25 protein-coding genes are annotated in these 19,423 nt (G+C 63.8%); 8 read left to right on the top strand and 17 right to left on the bottom strand.

Features of this window, described 5'->3' with window-relative positions; translation table 11 throughout:
• Positions 1 to 136: 136 nt before the first annotated feature.
• From XH88_RS34355 to XH88_RS34285, 15 genes are all read right to left on the bottom strand, one after another.
• Complete coding sequence (locus XH88_RS34355; RefSeq protein ID WP_271672623.1) at positions 137 to 292, bottom strand: hypothetical protein; 156 nt, start codon at positions 290 to 292, stop codon at positions 137 to 139.
• 90 nt (positions 293 to 382) lie between these two features.
• A complete protein-coding gene (locus tag XH88_RS34350; protein WP_271672622.1) occupies positions 383 to 964 on the bottom strand; it encodes a flavin reductase family protein in 582 nt (193 codons plus the stop codon).
• 355 nt (positions 965 to 1,319) lie between these two features.
• On the bottom strand, positions 1,320 to 2,486 hold the full coding sequence (locus XH88_RS34345; RefSeq protein ID WP_271672621.1) for a cytochrome P450: 1,167 nt from the start codon (positions 2,484 to 2,486) through the stop codon (positions 1,320 to 1,322).
• Between the two features lie 245 nt (positions 2,487 to 2,731).
• Complete coding sequence (locus XH88_RS34340; RefSeq protein ID WP_271672620.1) at positions 2,732 to 3,499, bottom strand: NAD(P)/FAD-dependent oxidoreductase; 768 nt, start codon at positions 3,497 to 3,499, stop codon at positions 2,732 to 2,734.
• Between the two features lie 361 nt (positions 3,500 to 3,860).
• Positions 3,861 to 4,139, bottom strand: coding sequence for a DUF3551 domain-containing protein (locus tag XH88_RS34335; RefSeq protein WP_271672619.1), 279 nt, complete (start codon positions 4,137 to 4,139; stop codon positions 3,861 to 3,863).
• Between the two features lie 352 nt (positions 4,140 to 4,491).
• Positions 4,492 to 4,986, bottom strand: coding sequence for a septal ring lytic transglycosylase RlpA family protein (locus XH88_RS34330; RefSeq protein WP_333909279.1), 495 nt, complete (start codon positions 4,984 to 4,986; stop codon positions 4,492 to 4,494).
• 216 nt (positions 4,987 to 5,202) lie between these two features.
• Positions 5,203 to 6,408, bottom strand: a complete 1,206-nt coding sequence (locus tag XH88_RS34325; RefSeq protein ID WP_271672617.1) for an LLM class flavin-dependent oxidoreductase — start codon at positions 6,406 to 6,408, stop codon at positions 5,203 to 5,205.
• Positions 6,409 to 6,527: 119 nt separating this feature from the next.
• Positions 6,528 to 7,130, bottom strand: coding sequence for a DUF2478 domain-containing protein (locus tag XH88_RS34320; RefSeq protein ID WP_271672616.1), 603 nt, complete (start codon positions 7,128 to 7,130; stop codon positions 6,528 to 6,530).
• Entirely contained in the window at positions 7,130 to 7,846 is a 717-nt protein-coding gene (locus XH88_RS34315; RefSeq protein WP_271672615.1) for a NapC/NirT family cytochrome c, read from the bottom strand. The genes XH88_RS34320 and XH88_RS34315 overlap by 1 nt, the downstream gene beginning before the upstream one ends.
• A 7-nt stretch (positions 7,847 to 7,853) precedes the next feature.
• Positions 7,854 to 8,315, bottom strand: coding sequence for a nitrate reductase cytochrome c-type subunit (locus XH88_RS34310; protein WP_271672614.1), 462 nt, complete (start codon positions 8,313 to 8,315; stop codon positions 7,854 to 7,856).
• Complete coding sequence (gene napH / locus XH88_RS34305) at positions 8,312 to 9,256, bottom strand: quinol dehydrogenase ferredoxin subunit NapH (RefSeq protein WP_271672613.1); 945 nt, start codon at positions 9,254 to 9,256, stop codon at positions 8,312 to 8,314. The genes XH88_RS34310 and napH overlap by 4 nt, the downstream gene beginning before the upstream one ends.
• The gene (gene napG, locus XH88_RS34300) at positions 9,253 to 10,017 is read right to left on the bottom strand and encodes a ferredoxin-type protein NapG (RefSeq protein ID WP_271672612.1); all 765 of its coding nucleotides are present in this window, start codon (positions 10,015 to 10,017) and stop codon (positions 9,253 to 9,255) included. Before napG ends, napH begins: the two co-directional genes overlap by 4 nt.
• Positions 10,018 to 10,035: 18 nt before the next feature.
• Entirely contained in the window at positions 10,036 to 12,585 is a 2,550-nt protein-coding gene (gene napA / locus XH88_RS34295; protein ID WP_271672611.1) for a nitrate reductase catalytic subunit NapA, read from the bottom strand.
• Positions 12,586 to 12,611: 26 nt separating this feature from the next.
• Positions 12,612 to 12,947, bottom strand: coding sequence for a chaperone NapD (locus XH88_RS34290; RefSeq protein WP_271672610.1), 336 nt, complete (start codon positions 12,945 to 12,947; stop codon positions 12,612 to 12,614).
• Positions 12,940 to 13,287: a 4Fe-4S dicluster domain-containing protein gene (locus XH88_RS34285; protein WP_271672609.1), complete on the bottom strand. Its 348-nt coding sequence runs from the start codon at positions 13,285 to 13,287 to the stop codon at positions 12,940 to 12,942. The genes XH88_RS34290 and XH88_RS34285 overlap by 8 nt, the downstream gene beginning before the upstream one ends.
• A gap of 401 nt (positions 13,288 to 13,688) precedes the next feature.
• On the opposite strand from XH88_RS34285, the gene XH88_RS34280 reads away from it, so the two are divergent.
• The 5 genes from XH88_RS34280 to XH88_RS34260 all read left to right on the top strand — a co-directional run bounded on the left by XH88_RS34280 (position 13,689) and on the right by XH88_RS34260 (position 17,007).
• A complete protein-coding gene (locus XH88_RS34280) occupies positions 13,689 to 14,804 on the top strand; it encodes an ATP-dependent DNA helicase (protein ID WP_271672608.1) in 1,116 nt (371 codons plus the stop codon).
• Between the two features lie 276 nt (positions 14,805 to 15,080).
• Complete coding sequence (msrA, locus tag XH88_RS34275) at positions 15,081 to 15,782, top strand: peptide-methionine (S)-S-oxide reductase MsrA (RefSeq protein WP_271672607.1); 702 nt, start codon at positions 15,081 to 15,083, stop codon at positions 15,780 to 15,782.
• Positions 15,783 to 15,813: 31 nt separating this feature from the next.
• Positions 15,814 to 16,230: a peptide-methionine (R)-S-oxide reductase MsrB gene (gene msrB / locus XH88_RS34270; protein ID WP_271672606.1), complete on the top strand. Its 417-nt coding sequence runs from the start codon at positions 15,814 to 15,816 to the stop codon at positions 16,228 to 16,230.
• Between the two features lie 107 nt (positions 16,231 to 16,337).
• On the top strand, positions 16,338 to 16,502 hold the full coding sequence (locus tag XH88_RS34265) for a DUF3309 family protein (protein WP_271672605.1): 165 nt from the start codon (positions 16,338 to 16,340) through the stop codon (positions 16,500 to 16,502).
• Positions 16,503 to 16,713: 211 nt separating this feature from the next.
• On the top strand, positions 16,714 to 17,007 hold the full coding sequence (locus tag XH88_RS34260; RefSeq protein WP_128964291.1) for a hypothetical protein: 294 nt from the start codon (positions 16,714 to 16,716) through the stop codon (positions 17,005 to 17,007).
• Positions 17,008 to 17,167: 160 nt separating this feature from the next.
• On the opposite strand, the gene XH88_RS34255 is transcribed toward XH88_RS34260, so the two are convergent.
• Together XH88_RS34255 and XH88_RS34250 are read right to left on the bottom strand one after the other, a co-directional pair.
• The gene (locus XH88_RS34255; RefSeq protein WP_271672631.1) at positions 17,168 to 17,722 is read right to left on the bottom strand and encodes a DUF4112 domain-containing protein; all 555 of its coding nucleotides are present in this window, start codon (positions 17,720 to 17,722) and stop codon (positions 17,168 to 17,170) included.
• A 60-nt stretch (positions 17,723 to 17,782) separates the two neighbouring features.
• Positions 17,783 to 18,208 carry a DUF5413 family protein gene (locus XH88_RS34250; RefSeq protein WP_271672604.1) on the bottom strand — a complete coding sequence of 142 codons (426 nt, stop codon included), beginning with the start codon at positions 18,206 to 18,208 and terminating at the stop codon, positions 17,783 to 17,785.
• Positions 18,209 to 18,348: 140 nt separating this feature from the next.
• Between XH88_RS34250 and XH88_RS34245 the strand changes: the two genes are divergently transcribed.
• The 3 genes from XH88_RS34245 (at position 18,349) to XH88_RS34235 (ending at position 19,411) form a co-directional block, all read left to right on the top strand.
• Positions 18,349 to 18,594 (top strand): hypothetical protein, encoded by a 246-nt coding sequence (locus XH88_RS34245; protein WP_271672603.1) that lies wholly within the window; start codon positions 18,349 to 18,351, stop codon positions 18,592 to 18,594.
• Between the two features lie 35 nt (positions 18,595 to 18,629).
• Positions 18,630 to 18,860 (top strand): hypothetical protein, encoded by a 231-nt coding sequence (locus tag XH88_RS34240; RefSeq protein ID WP_271672602.1) that lies wholly within the window; start codon positions 18,630 to 18,632, stop codon positions 18,858 to 18,860.
• A 257-nt stretch (positions 18,861 to 19,117) separates the two neighbouring features.
• Positions 19,118 to 19,411, top strand: coding sequence for a hypothetical protein (locus XH88_RS34235; RefSeq protein ID WP_271672601.1), 294 nt, complete (start codon positions 19,118 to 19,120; stop codon positions 19,409 to 19,411).
• The last annotated feature ends 12 nt before the right edge of the window (positions 19,412 to 19,423 follow it).

Below are 19,423 nucleotides of genomic sequence, written 5' to 3'. Positions count from 1 at the left end.
TCGGCCATGCACTCGACGCCTTCACCTCCGAGGAATGCGCCAACTACCTCAAAAATTCAGGCTATCGGACCTAATGCCATCACGCTTTAGTCGGGTCCCGCACTCCGTCAAGCCCGGCCATGACGAGAAGAGAGTCCTACGAATAGCTCGGCGCGTCGGGCTTGCGGAAGATGTGGATGGGATCGCCCGGCACGAACGGCTGGCCGCGAAACATCGCATAGGCGTAGAGCACGAGATAGGCGATCGCGAGCGCGCCGACGGCATAGAAGGCCCAGGTCCCGACGCGCTTCATCGTTCCGCTCCATTGCCGCCGCGGCGCGACGGCTCAAGGCCTTCTAGAGCGATGATGAGGAAAAGGCCAGCCTGCCGAAGCGCGAGGCGATCAAACGCCGCGACGGCTGCGAGCGGGAACGCCGACGTCGGCGAGCCTTGCGGCGTCCTCGTCCTGGTCCACCGCCACATACTGGCCGTGCCAATAGGCGAGCGCCGCCGACCGCACCGAGTTCTCGATGGTCCTGACGCGGCCGATGACGATGCCATGCGAGTGCCGCTCGACGATCTCCTCGACCTCGCAATCGACTGCGGACAAGGCGCCGACCAGCAGCGGCACGCCGGAGATGGCCGTCACCCATTGGCTGCCCGCGAAACGATCGGCCCCCTTCAGGCCCCCCTTGCCGGCAAAACGCTCGGCGACATCGAGCTGATCGGCAGCGAGGATATTCACGCCGAACGCACCGTAGCGGCGGATCAGCGGGAAGGACGAGGCATCGCGGTTGATGCTGACCAGCAGCGTCGGCGGATCGACCGCCAGCGAGGTGACGGACGTAACCGTCATGCCGGTGATGTCCTTGCCCCGTCCGGCGGTGATGACGCTGACGCCGCCGGTGAGATGGCGCATGGCGCCGCGGAAATCGGCGGAGGAGACGGCAGTTTCGGTCATGAGCTCGCGAGGGACTAGGTTCATGGCATGCTCCCCGAAGCGGGGGTCCGCTGTATTTAGGTACGATCGGCCGCCGCCGAAAGTGGCCCGAGATCGAGGGCTCGAGCTGTCACGCGATAAAATCGCGAAAACAACCCCATGCACAGTAGCCAAAGTCTTCTACGAAGAGCCATTTTCGATTTCTTCGAATTTTTGTTGCCGTGTCGGGCAAAACAGGGGCAGAATGGCACCGTGGCGATCGGCGCTGTCGGTCACAAACTCGCTCCACGACCTCCGCTGTCATTCCCCGCCAAGCGTTCCAGAGGACTGCCGCGGCGTACTGGATCGCCCGGTCAAGCCTGGCGATGACACCGCCTTTGTGGCGAGAGGCCACTGTAAACTAATGCACCCACCTCACCGGCAGGTTCTGCAGCCCGCGGAACGCCCAGCCGCCGATTCGCACCGGCTCGTCGCCGGCGATCTCGATGCGGCCGGCGCGTGCGAACACGGTCGGCAGCGCGACGTCGGCGATCATCGCGCGCGAGGCGAAGGCGCCGGCGCAGAAATGCGGTCCGGCGCCGAACGCCACGCTCTTGGAGGTGTCGCGCCGTACATCGAATTCATCGGCGCGTTCGAAATGCGTCTCGTCGCGGTTGGCCGAGCCGAACATCAGGAACACGCGCTCATCGAGCTCGAAGGAGACGTCGCGAATGGTCCACGGCTTGGCGATCCGCCGCGGCGACATGCCGATCGGAGAGATCCAGCGGGCATATTCCTCGAACGCCTGCAGCCAGGTCACCTCGCGCCTGCGCACGAGATCGAGCTGGTCGGGATGGGTCAGCAACGCCCACACGGTGCCGGCGATCGCCTTGCGCGGCTCGTTCTGGCCGCCTGAGATCGAGAGCTTGACGTTGGCGCGCACGCTCTCCATCGGCATACCGGAGGCAAGGAGCACGCCGAGAATGCTCTGGTCCGCGCGCTTGCGCATCACCGGCAGGATGTCGTCGATCGCGGCGTCGATGCCCGACGTCGCGGCATGGCAGCGCGCTTCGACCGCGGGATCGCCGCCATAATTAGCGATGCCTTCGATCATACCCTGCGACCACGCATCCATATCCGCAAAGCCGATATTGGTCAGACCGGTGATCGACTTCAGGCACTCGCCGGAGAACGGCAGCGCGAAGTCGCGCATGAAGTCGATCCGCCCCGGTGCGATCGCATCGAGAATGCGGTCGGCATGGGCTTGGAACAGCGCGGTCCAGTGCGCCTTCACCGTCTTCGGCGACACCGTCGGAAACATCGCGCGCCGCTCGATCTGATGCGCCTCGCCGTCCTTGCGCATCATGTTGTGGCCCATCAGCCGGTTCATCAGGCCGGCGGGCTGGTGCGAGGAGAACACGTCGATCTGCTTCTCGGAGATCGAGATGTCGTCGCGGCTGGTCAGCAGCGTCGAGCCGAGCTGCGGCACGAAGGCGATCGGCGCCTCCTTGCGCATCTTTGCGAGCATCGGATAGGGATCGGCCCAGAACGCGGCAGGGTCGATGTCGATGCGCGGCGCGGTGCTCAAGGCGGGCTCCCTGGATTCTCGCTTTTCTCTAGAGCAGATTAGCGAAATCTAGAGCCGGTGTCTGTCCCTAGCGATTGGGACGAATGGCTTAGGGTGCGTGTGAGCACAAGCCGAGTGCACAGCAGTCTGATCGCGAGGTCGGCGGGCTTTCAGACTTGAGAGCCCTAGTGCCGCCCGGACGTCGCGCTTCATGCCGCCACGAGAGAGGCCGCATGTATGGGTCGTGTCGTCACCGACGTGACGGATCAAGATAGCTGGCTGAGCGAACCACTTTCATTGTAGGCCTCTAGTATCGAGGTCTGCCCGGTAATGGTAGTCGTCAGTTTTAAGCTCTCGATCATGCGGAGCGCGCTTTCATAGCCGAGCAAGCGATAGGCATCGAATTGATCGGGACTGAAGAACTGGTCCGCTGTTGTCTGATGCGGGAAGGCCGGATTGGCTGCAAGGTACCCCGCGGTCGCAAAATCGATATTTTTGATGATCGTTGCCTTGACATAGATGAATGTGCCAGGCGGCCCTTCTTTGTACTTGATTTCTCCAACGAGGAATGGCGCTTCGGCATAGCGTAGCCCCGCTGGGTAACCCTTGGTGGCCGGATACATAATCAGCCGTTCTGGACCCTTGCCAGCCACAAACGAAAGTCTTGTGACAATGCCGGTGGCCAGAAGAACGCTCCGCGTCCTTGCCGTGCCGCCCTCGAAGCGGGCCTCGAAGAGCTCGCCGGCTCGCGAGAGATCATCCACGTGGACGTTGATGAGCGAGATGCCGTAGAAGGACGCCTGCGTCCTCAGCAAGGCAAGCAGCTCATGGCCGGAAATGCCGGACGGGCAGCCCGGGTAGTTGTGGCTGCTCGGGATCCATTCCGCCCGGCTGCGTCCGGCATCGAAGACGGCGACCGACCGTTTATAGCGCGCCAGATAGAGCGCGGCGGTGAGGCCCGCCGGCCCGCCTCCGATGACGAGGCAGTCGAGAAGACCGGGTTCATGAGAAGAGGGTGTCATCGACGCTTTCATTCCCGGCTCGCGCCGACAGTCGAGGGCGCGCACCCGCTATCAAACGCTCAGCGCTCCACTCGTTCCTCGCGTGCGCGGCCCGAAGCAGGGTCATCGCAAATCGGAGCGATTCCCCTGTGGCCATCCTTCGAGACGCTCGCCTTTGGCGGGCCCTCAGGATGAGGGCGAGCGTGGGGCCATAGTTTTGACGAGCACCGGAATTGCCTAGCCTCGGGGCGGCCAATGGCGAGCACCGCGAGCGCGACATCGCCAGCCGCCGGATTAGCGGGCACTGTACGAGACCGTATCGCCTTCTCCGCAAAGATTTGTTTTGCGGCAGCATAGCAGCGAGCTGATTTTCGCGGAAGGCCGAGAGGCCGTGCTATCGGTCGCGACCATGTGAGGGAGAACGATGATGTCTCGGATTGGTCCGTATCACTGGGGCCTGCGGACCTGAATAATATGGGTTAAGGCTGCACATCTGACCATTCGCATCTGCCCTGCATTGATCCATCGTGTAGTAGGCACATCTGTAGTAAGCGCCACCTCCCCAAGGGACGACATAAAGGCAAACGGGATAAGCCGGATCATAAGTCTGCGCGCGCGCGTGCCCTGCCAGGGCAACACCCATCGCCAGAACCATCAAAGCCAGTACGCGCATCGGAAATCCTCCCACGCGACACAATACCGGCCACTTAGACCGTGGCGACATTGATGCAAGTCAACGTTCTCGAATGCGTTTCCACCGGAGTGCCGGAGCGCACGATCTTTCCCTTCGCCAAAAACCAGCAAAGGGCAGAGCACAAAACCTGGGAGCGGCGTTCCATTGCGCTCCGGCGCTTCTCGAGGCGCTCGCGAGCACTAAACGCGGCTCGAACTTACCTTCTTGCGCAGTTGGCCACAGAACTGCTCCATCAGCTTGTAGGTCGCCCGGAAGTTGGTATCAAGGAGGTTCGGCTACGAGCTATCGCCAGCAGTCGTCAACATAGCTATCGCTCAACCGCGTGGCTCGTTCAGCCGACGGGCCCCAACGTCCAGTCGTCCCCTGCAAGCGGGCTAACCTTTACATCCTTGATGACTCCGCGCTCCAGGCTTGGATCGAAATGGCGCATCGTCCGCTCGTTGAAATCGATGACGCGACCGGGCCTGAGTGGTCCAACGTCATTGATCTTGACGATGACCTTCTTGCCGACCGCCTCGACGAGCGCGAATTTCGGCCTCACACCGAATTGCACCCCACCGAATTTCCGGCGCAAGCTCGTCTTGATGGCCGCCGTCCAGGCCGAAGGATCATAACGCTCACCGGAGGCCGTGCGCGGACCGCCCTCCTCCTTGCCGGGCCTGAACGGATTGTACATGGATGCCGCGCCAACCACCGTATTCCCCGAGGTGGCATCGACGACGGCGTTTGAATGGCCCCCACGCGTTTCACATTTGGCAACGGTAACAGACACGGCAAGCGCGACCAGGGCGCCGCAAATTGCGGCGCTCGAGCGGAATAGCATCATAACTCCTGTGATTTTTTCGTCGTCCGGTTCCCGACACCGCAAACAGCGCAAGCGAACGCGACTGCGTTCATGAAGCTTGCACCGGACTTTTGCGGGTTCGCGCCAACCCCTTGGCTATGGAACCGTGGTGCGAACCTTAAGCGGTTCCCACGCAGTGTTTTGTGTTGGCGCCGTCTAAGACAGAGATTGCGTCAGCAGCATGACTTCACGAACAACCTATCCTGCGGCGGCCTTCGTCGGGGCGACGTTGATCGCGAGCTTGCCGTAGCGATCCGTAAAAGCCTCGGTATCGATCTCTTCCAGCTGGATCTCGCCGCTCATCACGGCCTGCTTCCACGCGGCTTGCGCCGGATCGTTCTGGAACTCCGGCATCACCTCGCGGCCGAACAGCTCCAGCGATTCGCAGATATGTTCGTGGCTGTTCTTGCCGGCCTGGTTGAGCAGGATGACCTGGTCGATATGCGAGGACTGGAAGCGCTTCAGCTTCCTGCGGATCGTCTCGGGCGAGCCGATCAGGCCGCCGCGCAAGGCCGCCTCCTGCGCCTCCGGGTTGTCGCGCTTCCACTTGATGTACTCGTCCCACATGTTGACGGTGTAGGGCGCGGGCCGCTGGCGATTCTGCGAGGCGCCGTAGAAGCGCAGCGCGAACTGGAAGAAGGTGGCGCCGTCGGCGCGGGCGCGCGCCTCCTCGTCGGTCTTCGCGCACATGAAGAACGACACCAGCGCCATGTTCGGATTGATCTCGTAGTCGGCGAGCTTGGTAAGCCGCTTGGTCATCGCATTGTAGTAAGCATGCACCCAGGCATGCGCGGCATCGGCGCTGACGAACTGGAAGCCGAGCGCGCCGAAACCGTGACGGCCGGCGCGCTCGATGGTCGGCAATTGCGAGCAGGCCATCCACAGCGGCGGATGCGGCTTCTGCACCGGCTTCGGCACGACGTTGCGCAAGGGAATGTCGAAATACTTGCCGTGGTGCTCGCTGCCCGCGTCCCTGAACATCGGGAAGATCGCGGCGACCGCCTCCTCGAACACCTCCTTCTTGGTCTCCATGTCGCGGCCGAACGGCGTCAGCTCCGTGATCGAGGCGCTCTCGCCCATGCCGAATTCGCAGCGACCGTTGCTGAGCAGATCGAGCACGGCGACACGCTCGGCGACGCGCGCCGGATGGTTGGTGGTGAGCTGGAGGATGCCGTGGCCGAGGCGGATCTTCTTGGTGCGCTGGCTGGCGGCTGCGAGAAAGGATTCCGGCGAGGGCGAGTGCGAATATTCCTCGAGGAAGTGATGCTCCACGACCCAGGCATGGTCGTAGCCGAGATGATCGGCAAGCTCCATCTGCGACAGCGCGTTCTGGTAGAGCGCGAGCTCGTCGCCGGCCACCCAGGGCCGCGGCAGTTGCAGCTCGTAGAAGATGCCGAACTTCATGGCGTCGCTCTCCCGCACTGTCTTGTTGTTTGCGGGTATTCTATTGAGCGAGGCGATCCTGTCCACCCACCGGCAATTCCGCGGCGTGGAAGACGAACATCCGGATCCGCAACGCGGCGTCAGATCACGTGCAGATGCTCGCCGTCGGCCGGCGGCTGACCGAGCAGAGCGGCAAGCGCGGCAATCGCTTCCTGAGGCGGCTGCGGCATCGCCTCCATTGTCCTGAAGAATTCGCCACAGAATTCGGTCCAGGCTTGCAGATTGCCGCGGGGAACGCCGATGACGAGGCTCTTGCCGGACTCGATGCAATGAGCGATCAGATCGCGCAGCCCGCCGCCTTCCGCCTCGGCCTTGCCGAACTTGTTGAGGAAGACGATTTCGGCGTCGGCGAGCCGGGCTTCGACCGCTTGTGCCGCCTCGAGCAGCCGTGGCGTCGAGAGGCGGCAGGAGATGGCGCCCGCGCCGAGATCTTCGGAGATCGACATCGACCGTCCGGTGGCGAGCTCGTGCAAGACCATGTCGCAGCGCGACCGGCTCGCCTGCGGCACGTCCTCCTGGATCAGCCCGGCGAGACTCTTGCCCGAGCGGCGAAGCTCGGCGACGAGGCCGGCGAACCAGCGGTTCAGGTCGGCACTTGAATCATAGACCAGGGCAACACACAGCGCCGCGGAGTGTCCCGCCGCGCCCTCCGCCGCATCAAGGCCCTGCGCAAATCTATCCATCACCGCGCCGCCTTCGCCTTGGCAACGTCGGCGTTCTGGAGGAAGTCGATCATGCGCTGCACAGGGCCGACCTCGTCGATATGATCGAGCATGTCGCGATACTCTTCCTGCGCCTTGGGCGGCAGCTTGTGCGCGATGCCCTGGTGGCAATCGATGCAGGTCTTGCCTTGCGCGAACGCCGTCTGGTGCAGCTTGGAGGCGCGCGGCTCCTGCGCCGAATACTCCATGTGGTCGAACTTGTGACAGTTGCGGCACTCGCGCGAGTCGGTCGTCTTCATGCCGCGCCAGACACTGCGGGCAAGCTCGATGCGGTGCGCGTTGAACTTCTCCGGGGTGCCGATGGTGCCGAGGATCTTGTGAAGCACCTCGTTGGAGGCCTGGATCTTGCGGACGACCTTGTGTCCCCACTCATGAGGCACATGACAGTCCGGACAGCTGGCGCGGACGCCGGTGCGGTTCGAATAGTGGACCGTGTTGCGATATTCGAGAAACACGTTGTCCTTCATCTCGTGGCAGGAGGTGCAGAACTGCTCGTTGTTCGTCATCTCCATCGCCCAGTTGAAGCCGCCCCAGAACACGACGCCGGCGGCGAACGCGACGATGACGATCAGTCCCCAGGCATAGCGCGCCGTCGGCGAGAAGAACCAGCGCCATAGCCGCTTCAAACGCCCCGGCTGCGCTGCTGCGATTGCGGCAGAAGTGCTGCTGTCCTGCATATCGGCCTCACTTCGCCTGCGTCGCGTTCTGGAAGATGTTGCCGACCAGCGGCTTCGCGTCGGCCTGCGGCACGTGGCATTGCTGGCAGAAATAGCGGGTGCCTGCGACCTTATCGAGCCGCACGCCCTGGCGGTCGACGTAATGCGTTTCCGAGATCTTCGGCGCGTTGACGCGGGTATTGCCCGGCCAATCATGACAGCCCATGCAGGCATTGTTCTGGGTGGTGATCTGGTAGCCATCGATCTTGTGCGGGATCAGCGGCGGCTGCTGACGATAGGCGCGGTCGAAGCCGCCGGCCGGCACGGACTGCTTGGTCACATCGGGCGGCGCCGACATTTCGGTCAGAGGGGCTTCACGCAGCGCCTTCACCGGCTTGGCTTCCTGCGCGAGCGGCTCCGACACAGCGAACGGAATGGCGAGAACGACGGCCGTGGCCGCGAGCAACGGAATCAGTCGAACAAACGTCATGGGAGGTCCCTTTCAAGGGCGGCCGGCTGGGAAGTGACGACGCGCGCCGCTGGCACCGGCGCGGTCATGGAAGATTCCGGCCGCACGGCATTGCGACCGCGCAGACCAAGGTGGAAGACTTGCTTGGAGCAGACGTCGATGCAGGCGCCGCAAACCGTGCAATCGCCCGCGGTGATGACCGGCGGCGCGCCGGTGCGCTCGCCCCTGAGCGCGGGGCTGATGACATGCGACTCCGGACAGACCGCGAAGCAATCCATGCAGTCGTTGCAGGCGGCGCGGTTGTCGGCGGTGACGCGCAGCAGCGCGACCTTGCCGATCTGGCCGTAGAACGCGCCGACGGGGCAGAGATGACCGCACCAGCCGTGCTTGGCGACCAGGAGATCGAACACGAAGATCGCCAGCGTGCCGCCGGCGCCGAACCAGAGGCCGAAGACCAGCGCGCGATGCAGCGCCGTCACCGGATTGATCAGCTCCCAGGCGATCGAGCCCGACAGCACGGAGGCCGCAAGCACTGCGCCGACGAAATAGAGCCTGAGGTTCGGACGGACCTTGGCCGTGACAGTGATGCCGAGGCGCCGCCTCAGCCACGCCGCAAGATCAGTCACCGGATTGACGGGGCAGACCCAGGAGCAATAGGTGCGGCCGCCGACCAGCAGATAGCAGGCGAGCACGATCGCCGCGCCTGTTGCCGAAAGGCCCTCGGGCCAATGCCGCGCCGCCAGCGACTGCAGGAAGACGAACGGATCGGTCAACGGCAGCGTGCCGAGCGTCATCGATGAGGCCAGCGTGCCCTTTGCGATCCAAATGCCCAGCAGCGGCCCGGACAGGAACAGCGCCAGGAAGAACAGCTGGCTGGTCCGCCGCAGCACGAGGAACCGCGAGGCGGCCCAAAGCCCCTTCGCCGCGCGCGCCTCGACATAGGGTCTGACGTTTGCGGTCATGGCGCGCCTCCCTCGGGCCTGCGCACCGGCAGCTTGAGCGGCGCATCGACGAGAGCTCCGCCGGCCTTGGCCTTTTCTTCCCAGCCACGCTTGTAGTGCTCATCCTGCTTCAAGGCGGCGACCTCGACCGGCAGCACCTTGATCGCGGCGTCGGTCAGCACGCACGATTTCTCGCATTTGCCGCAGCCGGTGCAGTATTCGGCGTGAATGACCGGCTCGAAGATCGCATGCTTGGTGGTGCGGGCATTGTGCGAAAGCTCGAGCGTGATCGCCTTGTCGATCGCCGGGCACACCCGGTAGCAGACGTCGCAGCGCAGGCCCTGCAGGTTCAGACAGGTCTCGCGGCTGGTGATGACGGCAACGCCCATCTTGGCCTTGGCGATGTCCGTCAGCGCATGATCGAGCGCACCGGTCGGGCACGCCTTGACGCAGGGAATCGTGTCGCACATCTCGCACGGGACGTTGCGCGCCTGGAAGAACGGCGTGCCGACGGCCGGACCGTCGGCCCAGTCCGCGAGCTTCAGGGTGTCGTAGGGACAGTCGCGGACGCAAAGGCCGCAGCGGACGCAGGCCGCCAGGAAATCCTTCTCGGACAGCGCGCCCGGAGGCCGCAGCGTCTGCGCGGGCCTCGCCCGCGACGACACGCCGAATGCCGTCAGCATCGTCGCGGCGACGGCTGCGCCGCCGCCGAAGCGTGTCATGTCCTGCAGCGCCTTGCGGCGCCGCGGATCACGCGGGATGCTTGAGTTCGGATCCGACATGGCTCGTCCATCGAGGGTTTAGGCCGACGTCACGCGGCAGGCGCACTTCTTGTAGTCGGTCTCCTTCGAGATCGGACAGGTCGCATCCAGCGTGAGCTGATTGGCGAGCTGGTTTTCATCGAAGAACGGGAAGTAGACGAGCCCCCGCGGCGGCTTGTTGCGGCCCTTGGTCTCGACCCGCGTGACCACCTCGCCGCGCCGCGTCTGGATCTTCACCGGCTGGCCGCGCAGGAGCTTGCGCTCGGCCGCGTCGTCCGGATGCATGAACAGCGTCGCTGCCGGCACGGCCCGGTGCAGCTCCGGCACGCGGCGCGTCATCGAGCCGGAATGCCAGTGCTCCAGCACGCGACCGGTGCACAGCCACAGATCGAAATCCTTGTCGGGCGTTTCGGCCGCCGGCTCGAACGGGCAGAAGATGATGCGCGCCTTGTTGTCCGGCTTGCCGTAGAACGAGACGCCCTCGCCCGGCTTGACGTAGGGATCGTAGCCCTCGCGGAAGCGCCAGAGCGTCTCCTTGTTGTTGACGACAGGCCAACGCAACCCGCGCGCCTGATGATACTGCTCGAAGTCCGCGAGGTCGTGGCCATGACCGCGGCCGAACTTCGCGTATTCCTCGAACAGGCCCTTCTGCACGTAGAAGCCGAACGCCGCGCTCTCGGAGTTGTCGAAACCCTTCTGGCATTCGGTGATCGGGAACTGGTTGACCTCGCCATTGGCGTAGAGCACGTCGTACAGGGTCTTGCCGCGCAGTTCGGGCTTCTTGGCGATCAGCTCCTCCGGCCAGACCTCCTCGACCCTGAAGTATTTGGAGAACTCGATCAGCTGCCAGAGGTCCGAACGCGCCTCGCCCGGCGCCTTGACTTGCTGCCGCCAGAATTGGGTGCGGCGCTCGGCGTTGCCATAGGCGCCTTCCTTTTCCATCCACATCGCGGTCGGCAGAATGAGGTCCGCGGCCAGCGTGGTCACGGTCGGATAGGGATCGGAGACCACGACGAAGGCGGCTGGATTGCGGTAGCCGGGATAGCCCTCCTCGTTCATGTTGGCGCCGGTCTGCATGTTGTTGTTGCACTGGACCCAATAGGCATTCAGCTTGCCGTCCTTCAGCATCCGGTTCTGCAGCACGGCGTGGTAGCCGATGTTCGCAGGGATGGTGCCTTCGGGCAGCTGCCACACCTTCTCGGCGGTCTCGCGATGCTTCGGGTTGGTAACGACCAGATCGGCCGGCAGGCGATGCGCGAAAGTGCCGACCTCGCGCGCGGTACCGCAGGCCGAGGGCTGGCCAGTCAGCGAGAACGGGCCGTTGCCGGGCTCGGAGATCTTACCGACCAGCAAGTGCACGTTGTAGATCATGTTGTTGACCCACGTGCCGCGCGCATGCTGGTTGAAGCCCATCGTCCAGTAGGAGACGATCTTCTTCTTCGGGTCCGCGTAGAGCTTGGCGAGCCGCTCCAGATTCTCCTTCGGCACGCCCGACATCTTGTGAGCGTAATCGAGCGTGTAGGGCTCGAGCAGCTTCTTGTATTCCTCGAGGCCGATCTTGTCCTTGAAGCCGGCCGGATCGAGCGCGCCGTCCTTGCCGGCCTTGTGCGCGGCGTTGACCGCCTTGATCTCGAGCGCGTGCGTCGGACGCAGTCCGTAGCCGATGTCGGTCACGGTGGAGGCGAACTCGACGTGCTTGTCGACGAACTCCTTGTTCATCGCGCCGGAATTGACGATGTAGTTCTGGATGTAATTGAGGATCGCCAGATCGCTCTGCGGCGTGAACACCAGCGGATTGTCGGCGAGCTCGAACGAACGGTGCTCGAAGGTGGAGAGCACGTGAACTTCGCAGCCCTCGTGGGTGAGGCGGCGGTCGGTCAGCCGCGACCACAGGATCGGATGCATCTCCGCCATGTTCGAGCCCCAGAGCACGAACGCATCGGCGTGCTCGAGGTCGTCGTAGCAGCCCATCGGCTCGTCGATGCCGAAGGTGCGCATGAAGCCGGTGACGGCCGACGCCATGCAGTGGCGCGCATTCGGATCCAGGTTGTTGGTGCGGAAGCCGGCCTTGTGGAGCTTGGCCGCCGCATAGCCTTCCCAGATGGTCCACTGGCCCGAGCCGAACATGCCGATGGTCGAAGGACCACCGGCCTTCAACGCCGCCTTCCACTTCTCGGCCATGAGCTTGAAAGCGTCGTCCCAGGAGATCGGCGCGAACTCGCCGTTCTTGTCGAACTTGCCGTTCTTCATGCGCAGCATCGGCTGGGTCAACCGGTCCTCGCCGTACATGATCTTCGACAGGAAGTAGCCCTTGATGCAGTTGAGGCCGCGATTGACCGGCGCATCGGGATCGCCTTGCGTGGCCACGACCCTGCCGTTCTTGGTGCCGACGATCACGCCGCAACCGGTGCCGCAGAAGCGGCAGACGCCCTTGTCCCAGCGAATGCCGTCGGTCTTGCCGGGCTGTGCGGCGGCCGTATCCGTCAGCGTGACGCCGATCGTCGACGCGGCAGCAACCGCAGCGGCTGCCTTCAGCGCGTCGCGGCGGGTTGCCGTCGCTTCATTCCCGTTCGTCAGTTTCGTAACCATCGTCGGTCTCTCCGGCTCAACGAATCTCAGATTGCGGAAGCGCGCGCGTGCGCGCCGGAATTCTGGCAGTGGCCGCCGCAGCAGGCGGCTGCCTCGGTCCCGCTCGCGCTCTCGTCGTCGGGCGCGTCGAAGGCATGAAAGATCAGGGAGGCGGCGACGACGCCGGGCAGGCGATGCATCGCCGCGATCTGGTCGATCGCCAGCGAGGCCGGCGTGTCGACAACAGTCAGCGCAAGCCTGTTCTCGCCGGATGCGGCCTCCAGCTCGACGCCGGGCAGCGCCAGGATCCGGTCGGTCAGATTCCTCCCGGCGTCCGGCGCGAGATAGACGGCCACGCCACAGATGTTGGTGACTTCAGCCATTGTGCACGACCATGTTTGCAAGTTCGGAGACCAGCTCGATCCGATCCCGCGGCGCGAGCGCGATGGCTTCGACCGGACAGACCGGGATGCAATCGCCGCAGCCCGTGCACGCCGCATCATCGATGACGGCGCCGAGGCCCTCGCGTGCGAGAATGCGGATGGCAGATCTTTCGCAGGCTTCGACGCAGCGCCGACAGACCACGCCGTGTCTTTCGACGCAGGCATTCGCACTGGAGACGGTCGCCACCTGTTCGGCGCGCGACTTCTCCAGCTGCGGCGCAAGCGTGTCGCGGCCGGATGAAAAAGGCAGAACGGCAGAGAACAGTGAGCGTCGTGACATTGGTCTCGGCATATCCGAATCCCCGCGGGCAGACCCACTTCAGGAATTGTCCAGCAGAATGCGCCCCATCAGGCGCATCTCGGTCGACGCCATTGTCACCGCTGTAGAACATAGTTTGTGCCGTCCAGATCTCATTGCGCTAGATCAACTGCCCATCGCGCTCGTGCCCGGGACGCAATTCAGCTGCGCATCGGCGTCGCGCAAAAATTGCATTAATCAAAGCAGGCGTTTACCCGACCTTCGTCTCTGCACTGACGGGACGGGCGGGACTGCGGAAGAACGACGAACGGAGACCTCGCCCGCATCGAGCTGCGAGCTCGCATCTGCCTTGAAAGGGCGGGTCGAATGGTTAACTTGAGAGACGACGAATCGCCTCGATTCCGTCCTTCCTCAAGACAGACATGGCCACTTTCACACCGCATCAGGATGCTGCTCTCAAGGCCGTCGGCGACTGGCTCAAGGCCAAGCCCGGCCGGAACGGCACTCCGCCGATCTTTCGCCTGTTCGGCTTTGCCGGCACCGGCAAGACCACGCTGGCGCGGCACATCGCCGAAGGCGTCGACGGCGAGGTGAAGTTTGCCGCGTTCACCGGCAAGGCGGCTCTCGTCATGCGCAACAAGGGCTGCGACGAAGCCTCCACCATCCACTCGCTGATCTACCGCGCCCGCGAATCCGGCGAGGAGCAGCCGAGCTTTGAATTGTGGGACGACGCGCCGGCCTCGAAGGCGAAGCTGATCGTGATCGACGAATGCTCGATGGTCGACGCCGAGCTCGGCCGCGACCTGATGTCGTTCGATTGTCCGCTGCTGGTGCTCGGCGATCCCGCGCAGCTGCCGCCGATCCAGGGCGGTGGCTTCTTCACCAACACCGAACCGGATGCGATGCTCACCGAAGTGCACCGCCAGGCCCAGGACGATCCGATCGTGCGGATGTCGATGGACGTCCGCGAGGGCCGCGAGCTCGACATCGGCCGCTATGGCGAGAGCGAGGTGGTATCGCGCAAGGAGCTTGATCCCGATCGCGTCATGGGCGCCGACCAGGTGCTGGTCGGCCGCAACAACACGCGCCGCGCCTACAACATGCGGGTGCGCCAGCGCCAGAACATCGAGGATACCTTTCCGGTCGCCGGCGACAAGCTGGTGTGCCTGCGCAACAACCGCAAGAAGGGCCTGTTCAACGGCGGCCTGTGGCGCGTGAAGTCGCGCAACACCTCGCGCTCGAAATCGCGCATCCTCTCGATGCGACTCTCGCCGGACGAGGATTTCGGTCACAAGGTCACGAAGGTCTCAGTGCGCGCCGATTGCTTCGAGGGCGGCGTCGAGCAGATCGCCTGGGAGCAGCGCAAGCCCTATGACGAGTTCGACTACGGCTACGTGCTGACCGTGCACAAGTCGCAAGGCTCGCAGTGGGACGACGTCGTGCTGTTCGACGAGAGCTTTGCGTTTCAGGACTCGCGGCAGCGGTGGCTGTACACCGGGATCACGCGTGCGGCGAAGCGGCTGAGTATCGTCGTTTAGAATTGCGCTCCCGTGGGGTGGGCAAGAGCGCGCCTTCGCCGGGACGACAGCGGAGATTCAAGCTCCACCGTCGCACCCCTCGCCGATTCATCCGGCCCGGAGTTCCCCACTCCGCCAAGCCGGCCGGTGGCTGCAGGGTTCTTCACGGAGTCGTGTCTCTCCGTCCGTAACAATCGCCCGGTCGGTCCGTATCTCCGGTATCTGAAAATACCGGGCGGGCTGTTCGCCCGCCCTCAACCGCCCTAGACTATCAGGCCTTTCGAAAGAGGACCCGCCATGCGCCGCTCCGTCCTGTCCCTGCTCGCCGCCACCGCCGCCTTGTCGCTGGGCTTTGCCGCACCAGCTCTTGCCGCGGAAGACGCCGTCGTGATCCCCGCTCCTGCCGTGGATGCGGCACCCGCGAGCGGCATCCAGACCGCAGTGGTCGCCGGCGGATGCTTCTGGGGCGTGCAGGGCGTGTTCCAGCACACGGCCGGCGTCGTCAACGCCGTCTCCGGCTATGCCGGCGGCACCAAGGCGACCGCCGATTACCAGACCGTCTCGACCGGCCGAACCGGCCACGCCGAGTCGGTCGAGATCAAGTTCGATCCGAAGAAGATCTCCTACGGCAAGATCCTCCAGATCTACTTCTCGGTGGCGCACGACCCGACCCAGCTCAACCGCCAGGGACCGGACACCGGCACGCAATATCGCTCGGCGATCTTCACCACATCGGACGAGCAGAAGAAGATCGCGGAGGCCTATATCGCCCAGCTCGACGCCGCCAAGGTGTTCAGCAGGCCGATCGTAACCAAGGTGGGGACGCTGGACGCGTTCTATCCGGCCGAGGCGTACCATCAGGACTATCTGACGCTGCACCCGAACCAGCCCTACATCGCCTACAACGACATCCCGAAGGTCGAGAACCTGAAAAAGCTGTTCGCGGATAACTACATCGAGAAGCCGACGCTGGTGAGTGCCAGCAAGGCCACCAACTGAAACCAAGACCATCAGAAACTACGGGAGACCCATGCCCGACACCAAGGCAAGAACCACCGACAAGGTCATCAAGAGCGAAGAGCAGTGGCGCCGCGAATTGACGCCGATGCAGTACGCCGTGCTGCGCGAGAAGGCGACCGAACGTCCTTTCTCGGGCGAATATGAGCACGACCATCGTGCCGGCACCTATGTCTGCGCCGGCTGCGGCAATGTGCTGTTCGAGTCCGATACCAAGTTCGATTCCGGCTGCGGCTGGCCGAGCTTCACCGCGCCCGCCGTCGAGAGCCATATCGACGAGGAGCGGGACATGAGTCACGGCATGATCCGCACCGAGGTGCTCTGCTCCAAATGCAGCGGCCATCTCGGCCACGTCTTCCCCGACGGACCGGGGCCGACCGGCCTGCGCTACTGCATCAATTCGGCGGCGCTGAAGCTGGAGCCGAAATAAGGTTGCGTGCCGCCGGGTTCCGCCATGGAACCCGGCGGCCCGATATGCTTTTCTTGTCTGGCGGTGCAGCCGTTGAGCGCAATCCGGCGGCCGCCAGGGAGGATGCCATGACACTCGGGACCATCCTGATCATCCTGGTGATCATCTATCTGCTGGGCGGGCTGTCCGGCCGGTTCGGCGGCTATGGCTATGGCATGGGCCATTCCGGCATGGGGATCGGCGGCGTCGTTCTGGTGGTGCTGATCGTCCTGCTGCTTGTCGGCAAGCTTTAATCATGTAATTAATTGAAATTACTTGATTTATTTCCCCTGCGGGGCTGCCATGCACGGATTCATCATCTTCCATCGCAGGGGTCGCATTTCTGTCAAATCGGCCTATATTAGGGGGCGAAAATGACATGCGGCGGGCCCGCTTGATTGCGGCCCCTGCCCTCCCAAACCCCACGCGCTTAAAGCCCCAGAGAAGATCACGAGGTCTTTGACCATGCGTCCACTGCGTCCGTTCAACTTCAACACTTCCGCCGAGCTCTTCCCCGCCGCCATCCGCAAGAAGAAGCGTGCGGGCTTCACCTATCGCCGGTTCGGCACCGCGGCCGAGGCTGTGCAATTCGCGATGGAGCAGTTGCCGACGGATTCGCTGAACGGCGCCTATTTGCAGGTCGAGGAAGCCCGCTTCGACCAGAACGGCATCCGCTCCCTCTATGAGAGCGAAGCCTTCCCGCTGCCCCGCCGGCCCAAGCCGGCACCGGCCGCCGAGGCCGACGCCGACGCGGCGTAAGCTCTTTCGCAAGCCTCCGATGTGCGCAGGAAGCGCGATGGCCGAAGGGCTGTCGCGCTTCTTGCGTTTCGGGGGCTTTCTCTTTCCCGGTCACTGCGAGCGCAGCGAAGCAATCGAGAATCATTCCGCAGAGGGACTCCGGCGGGCGCCCTCGCCGCAGCTACATCCGCGGCTGCTTGTCGAGCCAGCGACGGAGCAGGCGCACGTTGCGCATGTTGGCGCGGAACATGACGTCGAAGGCATCGCCCGCGAACGGCACCATGCCGACCACGCCGTCGACCGCGACATTGCCGAGCATCCGCGCGGTAATGTACCAGGGCGCGCCAAGCGCGCGGGCCTCGCGCACCAGCCACAGCGAGATCGCGGTGGTGATGATGTCGCCGATCACAGGGATCAGGCCGATCAGCCCGTCGATGCCGTAGCGGATATTGGTGCCCGGCAGGACGAAGGCGACGTCGAGCAGTTTGGCGATCGCCTCGAACCTGAGGATGCGCTGTTCGCGCGTCAGATTGCCGAACGGACCGGCGTTGCCAAATCCTTGACCGAACTCGAAGCGAAACTCGCGAAATCCCTGCTCCAGCGTCTCGGGGCGGATCTCACGACCCTCCTGGTCGATGATAGGTCCGCGCGCTTCACGGGCCGAAAAATCGGCGCGCGAATGCGGCCCGGAACGGGACTTGCGGGGTGCGAGAATGTCGTCGTCGGGCATGGTCATGGCCATTGGGGAACGCACGAGCGCAGCGGAAGGTTGCTGCACCGCGTCCGAGAGCCGCGCTCAGCTCGCAGCCGCTGCGGGCTGCGGCTCCTCGACATAGTGATGCACCAACCAGGATGAAATCACCGTCGGCACGAAGCCGACCATGCCGTACAGGATGAACTGTACCGCGCCCGAATCCGACCCGCGCGAGCCATAGGTGAAGGCGGCGAGGATGAAGGCGAACAGACCCACCAGCAGCATCCGCAAGCCCGGCCGGATCCGCCGGACATGGGTCAGGATATCGTCGACCGCACCGATCATCAGCGACGGCAGGAAGCCGAACAGATAGCTGTATTGCAGGGTCTTGAAGAACACGACGAACAGCTTGCCGACCTCGCCGAGGCTGGTCTGGGTCCAGTAGCCGGACTGGTAGGTGGTGGTCAGCAGCAGCAGGAAGCCGCCCACGAAGGGACCAACGAGCGCAAACACCAGATAGCGTTTCATCAAGAACTCCTCATACCCATGGGCTTTTATAGCAGCGCGGCCGGAACCTTGGATAGCGGTTACGGCCGTCAAGGGAACAAGTGGCAAAGCGACGAGTTCTGACAGGACCCTAAATTGACCTGTCAGATGTGGAGCGGCCGATGTCTCGTAAACTGTTGCTGCTGGCGACGATCACCCTCCTGTCCCTTGGCAGACTGTCCACCGCACCCGCCTTCGCGCAAGGTCATATGGGCACACCGCAGGAGCAGAATGCCTGCTCGCGCGATGCCTCGCGGCTGTGCCGCAAGGATCTCGGCAATGATAGTGCGGTGCAGAGCTGCCTGCAGGCCCACCGCACCAAGCTGTCGCGATCCTGCAGCAAGGTCTTTCAGAGCCACGGCATGTGAGGAGCCGGCGATCCCGGCGAATGGAGGACGAAGCGATGTTGCGGGATGAACAGCTCTCGATCCTCAAGGACATCAGCCAGTCCGTCGCCTTCGCCGACGATCGCCACGGCAAGATCGGCGAATTGATCGCCGACGGCTATGTGATGAAGGACGGCGATCTGTTCGAGCTCACGGCGAAGGGCATCACCGCTCTCGAGGAGCACGCCGCCGCCCTCACGGCCGACGACATGGAACAAGCCGGCGTATCGTCCGATCGGCTGATCTGACGCGTGCTCGGAGCATTTTGCGTGACGGCCGCGCAACAGCTGCGAATTCCTTCGCGCCTCCCATTGAAGCTTCGCGACTTTGGCGCATACTCGAATCGGGCGGCGCAGCACTTTTCGATTCGAACATCAAGAAATCGAGCGACCACACACGGGATTGAGCTCCCGGCGTGAAGGCTGTGACATGCGGCAGATCAAGCCACGTGCAGCGCCCCAAAAACCAAGTGGTTCAATCCACGGAACTCGGGGACGCAATGTTCATGACACGCTACCAGACGATCGCTTCGCTGCTTAAGACCACCGCTTCGCTGTTGGCCTTTACCGCCACCGCCTTCACACTCCAGACGTCACCCGGTCTCGCCTTCTCGCAGGAAGCGCAGCAGATGTGCTCGGGCGATGCGATGCGGCTGTGCTCCAACGAAATCCCCGACATTCCGCGCATCACCGCCTGCATGGTCCGGAAGAAATCGCAGGTCAGCCCCGGCTGCCGCGCCGTGATGGACCGCGAGCACGCCGCCGCGGCGGCCCGCAAGCGGGAAGCGGCCGCGCAGTAGAGCCTATCGAGA

It is taken from the genome of Bradyrhizobium sp. CCBAU 51627, from assembly GCF_028128765.1.
Lineage (GTDB): Bacteria > Pseudomonadota > Alphaproteobacteria > Rhizobiales > Xanthobacteraceae > Bradyrhizobium.
This window is presented reverse-complemented; position numbering and strand designations above follow the sequence as displayed.

Bases quoted from the DNA above. Each gene is read 5' to 3' on its own strand.
- XH88_RS34315 (WP_271672615.1), bottom strand. From the start codon at position 7,846: ATGCAGGACAGCAGCACTTCTGCCGCAATCGCAGCAGCGCAGCCGGGG.
- XH88_RS34340 (WP_271672620.1), bottom strand. From the start codon at position 3,499: ATGAAAGCGTCGATGACACCCTCTTCTCATGAACCCGGTCTTCTCGAC.
- XH88_RS34335 (WP_271672619.1), bottom strand. From the start codon at position 4,139: ATGCGCGTACTGGCTTTGATGGTTCTGGCGATGGGTGTTGCCCTGGCA.
- XH88_RS34245 (WP_271672603.1), top strand. From the start codon at position 18,349: ATGTCTCGTAAACTGTTGCTGCTGGCGACGATCACCCTCCTGTCCCTT.
- XH88_RS34290 (WP_271672610.1), bottom strand. From the start codon at position 12,947: ATGGCTGAAGTCACCAACATCTGTGGCGTGGCCGTCTATCTCGCGCCG.
- XH88_RS34310 (WP_271672614.1), bottom strand. From the start codon at position 8,315: ATGACGTTTGTTCGACTGATTCCGTTGCTCGCGGCCACGGCCGTCGTT.
- napA (WP_271672611.1), bottom strand. From the start codon at position 12,585: ATGGTTACGAAACTGACGAACGGGAATGAAGCGACGGCAACCCGCCGC.
- msrB (WP_271672606.1), top strand. From the start codon at position 15,814: ATGCCCGACACCAAGGCAAGAACCACCGACAAGGTCATCAAGAGCGAA.
- XH88_RS34235 (WP_271672601.1), top strand. From the start codon at position 19,118: ATGACACGCTACCAGACGATCGCTTCGCTGCTTAAGACCACCGCTTCG.
- XH88_RS34250 (WP_271672604.1), bottom strand. From the start codon at position 18,208: ATGAAACGCTATCTGGTGTTTGCGCTCGTTGGTCCCTTCGTGGGCGGC.
- XH88_RS34255 (WP_271672631.1), bottom strand. From the start codon at position 17,722: ATGACCATGCCCGACGACGACATTCTCGCACCCCGCAAGTCCCGTTCC.
- napG (WP_271672612.1), bottom strand. From the start codon at position 10,017: ATGTCGGATCCGAACTCAAGCATCCCGCGTGATCCGCGGCGCCGCAAG.
- XH88_RS34325 (WP_271672617.1), bottom strand. From the start codon at position 6,408: ATGAAGTTCGGCATCTTCTACGAGCTGCAACTGCCGCGGCCCTGGGTG.
- napH (WP_271672613.1), bottom strand. From the start codon at position 9,256: ATGACCGCAAACGTCAGACCCTATGTCGAGGCGCGCGCGGCGAAGGGG.
- XH88_RS34330 (WP_333909279.1), bottom strand. From the start codon at position 4,986: ATGATGCTATTCCGCTCGAGCGCCGCAATTTGCGGCGCCCTGGTCGCG.
- XH88_RS34355 (WP_271672623.1), bottom strand. From the start codon at position 292: ATGAAGCGCGTCGGGACCTGGGCCTTCTATGCCGTCGGCGCGCTCGCG.
- XH88_RS34350 (WP_271672622.1), bottom strand. From the start codon at position 964: ATGAACCTAGTCCCTCGCGAGCTCATGACCGAAACTGCCGTCTCCTCC.
- XH88_RS34240 (WP_271672602.1), top strand. From the start codon at position 18,630: ATGTTGCGGGATGAACAGCTCTCGATCCTCAAGGACATCAGCCAGTCC.
- XH88_RS34320 (WP_271672616.1), bottom strand. From the start codon at position 7,130: ATGGATAGATTTGCGCAGGGCCTTGATGCGGCGGAGGGCGCGGCGGGA.
- XH88_RS34285 (WP_271672609.1), bottom strand. From the start codon at position 13,287: ATGTCACGACGCTCACTGTTCTCTGCCGTTCTGCCTTTTTCATCCGGC.
- XH88_RS34280 (WP_271672608.1), top strand. From the start codon at position 13,689: ATGGCCACTTTCACACCGCATCAGGATGCTGCTCTCAAGGCCGTCGGC.
- XH88_RS34265 (WP_271672605.1), top strand. From the start codon at position 16,338: ATGACACTCGGGACCATCCTGATCATCCTGGTGATCATCTATCTGCTG.
- msrA (WP_271672607.1), top strand. From the start codon at position 15,081: ATGCGCCGCTCCGTCCTGTCCCTGCTCGCCGCCACCGCCGCCTTGTCG.
- XH88_RS34260 (WP_128964291.1), top strand. From the start codon at position 16,714: ATGCGTCCACTGCGTCCGTTCAACTTCAACACTTCCGCCGAGCTCTTC.